Origin of the sequence: Methanobrevibacter sp. (genome assembly GCF_045541095.1) — an archaeon.
In the GTDB taxonomy this organism is placed as follows: Archaea; Methanobacteriota; Methanobacteria; order Methanobacteriales; family Methanobacteriaceae; genus Methanocatella.
Map to the genome: position 1 here is coordinate 1 of NZ_JAZQIJ010000232.1, position 3,379 is coordinate 3,379.

Here is a 3,379-nt window from a genome sequence, read left to right on the forward strand (position 1 = left end):
AAGTTTAAAAAAGCAAAACATTAACATTTTTGTCTGAACCCATGGGACGAGGGAGATAGCCTAGGATAATATCAAATAACCAACGATATATAATAAAAAACCTAGGAATCCTCAACTTCAATAAGTTGAGGTAGTTCAATATTAAGAACAACCAAAAATTTACTTAGATAAAATGAGTTACGAAAATAATGCCAGAATAATTAATGATGATATTTTTGATTTGGTAAATGAATGTTTCCGCCAGGAAAAAAGTGCCCAAAATATTAACAGAAGGGTTAATTTTTTTGATACTTACAACAATTATTTTGTTTTAACAGACGATGGATCATATTCTATTAATTCAAAAGAAATAAACCATAAAGTTGAGACACTTCATACATCTACAGGTGCAATAAGCGAGTCTTTTGAGAAATTTATCAAACCCATGAAGTTCGACTATAACAAAGACATTGCAATACTGGACATCTGTGCCGGGCTTGGATACAACACATCTGCGGCACTGGCAGACTTCATTGAAAAAAGCAGCAAATCCAAATTGACAATAGACATGGTTGAAATTTCAAAAGCAACACTTGCATGCGGCCTTCTGGTTCCATCCCCAATCAGGGAACATGATTATACCAAAAAAGCCATTGAAGATGAACTGATAAAACAGGATTATGCAACCTTAAGCCTGGAGAAAGCGGAAATACCTGACAATATTGAAATAAACATCTACATTGAGGATGCCAGACAGACCGTTCAAAGGCTAGAGGACAACACTTATGATGCAATATTTTTAGATCCTTTCAGCCAGAATATGGCTCCCGAACTGTTTTCACTTGAATTTTTCAAGGAGTTCAGAAGGATTATAAAAGATGACGGAATTGTTGCCACATACACATCAGCGGCCCCTATACGTGCAGGATTCATTGAAGCGGATTTCTGCATAGGTCTTGGTCCAATTTTCGGAAGAAAACAGGGAGGAACCCTTGCAAGCCCAAACCAGCAGATGCTTGATTATGCACTTCCTAAAAACGATGAGATAAGAATTGCACTTTCCGATGTTGGAATTCCATTCAGGGATGAAAATTTAAATAATTCCAGTGAATTTATTTTAAATAAAAGAACAGAAGAGCGCCATAATGCCCGTCACAACACCAAAATTTCATCCGCCGTTAAAACACCTATTTTTTTAGGCGATGAAATGGGTGACGAGAAACTTAAAAGACGTGTCGAGAGAAACCTTGCAAAAATGAACATACCATCAACAACATCAAAAGAAGCATTCTACATTATCGAATGTGAAAAAAATTACTCAGAAAAACAGGATTTAAAGAATAATTCCAGAAACAGAATCCTCGATATGAAAAAAAGATTAAAAAATGTAAAGAATGGAAATTATTTAATTACATAATTTCCTTTTAATAAAGCGTATGCATCGTCTTTAGTGGATGAAACTGTTTTTGTTATAACCTTCAAATTACCACCGGAACCACCGTGATTGTGTCCGAAAACTGACCAGTCACTGTCACAGTGTGCGCAGACGATTAAACCTTCAGCACTGCTTCCTTCAATATTACCTGTTGCAGGGAATACACCATAGTTTGAATATTCATTTCCCGCAAAGAAAATACCCCAATACAATTCATGGCTGCCACAATACGGACATGTCCTGTCGAACTCAGTCATGTAAAATGTGTAACCGTATTTATCATATTCTCCCGCTGCAGAAGCTCTACCTATAGCCAGAATGCTGTATCCGTCTTCTGAAACACCATACTTATCATAAACTGTGCCAGTAGGAGGTTCATATACGGTAATTGTCTTGGTAATTGTATAACCAGTGGACAAGTCCTTACAGGTTACCTTGTATTTTCCTACATCCAAAACATATGTGATGCTGGCCGCACCATATGCATTTGTCTTGACGGTTTGAGTATTACCGTTGAGTGTTATCTGCATATTTGTGTTTTTAGCAAGATCACCATTTTGTTTGAGGAGAGTTACAGTATATTTCGAAGTCTTGTTGGCAATACCCATATCATCACTAGCCTTGATTGAAGCCAGTTTGACAGTTACCTTAGTATTTATGGAATACTTGGTATAAGGGTCATATGACTTGAATGTGTATGTTCCCTTAGCCAGCTTGAAGTTTACGGTAGCTATTCCGTTTGCATCGGTTTTTGCTGTCTTTTTGGAATTTTTGATGTAAACGTAAACCTTTGCATTCTTGACAAGCTTGTCATCCTTGTAAAGTTTTACCTTAAAGGCAGTGGTCCTGTCTGAAAAGGTAGTTACTGCACTTGCGGACAAAGTCTTCAGGATTTTGACGGTATTGGCTTTTTTCTGACCAGTGTAAGGATTTATGGAATACATCTTAAAGGTTGTAGGCTTTGAAATGATAGTAATTTTAGCTACGCCCTTCGCATTTGTCTTAACCTTAAAGGTTGATCCGTGTGCCTTGAACTGGATGTACTTTTTGTTTAAAACCTTTCCGTTCTTGTTATAGAATGTTGCGCTGAACACCTTGGAACTCAAGTAATGCTTTGTGACATCACTTGCAGTGATTGAGGATTTGACAACAATCTTGTTTGAAGACCTGTATCCTTTTGGATGAACCGCAATCAATGTGTGTGTTCCAATCTTCAGGTTTATTGCAATAGTGGCAACACCCTTGGCGTTAGTCTTTCTTGTGTAGTTTTTACCGTCCACAATGAACTTGACATTTTTGTTCTTTAAAAGACTGCCGTCAGTATTTCTGAAAGTAGCAGAATATGACTGGGAAGTGGAATAGGTTTTGGTCAGATCCTTTCCGGTAACGACACTCAATACCTTAATCTTTTGGGAATTTGTAATGTTGCCGTAACTGGCTGAAACAAGGTATGTTCCTGGATCCAGCTTGAGTGCAACTACAGCCTTTCCGTCAGTTCCGGTAGTTCTTAGGTATTTAACTCCATCAATATCAAAGGTAATCTTTGCCTTTGAAACTGGAGTTTTGTTTTGAGATAAAACAACACTATAAACAGAACCGCTGTAACGTTTAGCCACGTCAACAACTTTTATTTCATATTCAGAATCTGAACTGGTAGTTGATGACTCATTAGTTGCAGCCAATAAATCAGAACGCACCGAAGGAGGCTCTTCATCAATTTCTCCAGCAGCCATGTCATCTGTCTGATTTGAATCAACTGCAGCCACCGCAGATAGGGACAACATGAACACCAGAGTTATCAATATCATACTTATTTTTTTATTAAACATAACGTTAACCCCATTTAACATTTGTTCGTGATTATTCTTATTTAGCTTAATGTATAAAAAGCTTTTGTTTTTCTAAAAAAGCATAAATAAGCTTAATTGAAGTTAAATAAACAATAATTATCTTATAAATGCAATA

At 36.8% G+C, this 3,379-nt stretch carries 2 protein-coding genes; one reads left to right on the forward strand and one right to left on the reverse strand.

The genetic code is table 11. The features are described from left to right. Positions 1-172 precede the first annotated feature (172 nt). Positions 173-1,396, forward strand: coding sequence for an MnmC family methyltransferase (locus ACKI2P_RS09955; protein ID WP_407377269.1), 1,224 nt, complete (start codon positions 173-175; stop codon positions 1,394-1,396). Here the strand turns inward: ACKI2P_RS09955 and ACKI2P_RS09960 are convergent. Next, positions 1,381-3,243, reverse strand: a complete 1,863-nt coding sequence (locus tag ACKI2P_RS09960) for a hypothetical protein (RefSeq protein WP_407377270.1) — start codon at positions 3,241-3,243, stop codon at positions 1,381-1,383. The two genes, ACKI2P_RS09955 and ACKI2P_RS09960, sit on opposite strands and share 16 nt — an antisense overlap. Between the last annotated feature and the right edge of the window lie 136 nt (positions 3,244-3,379).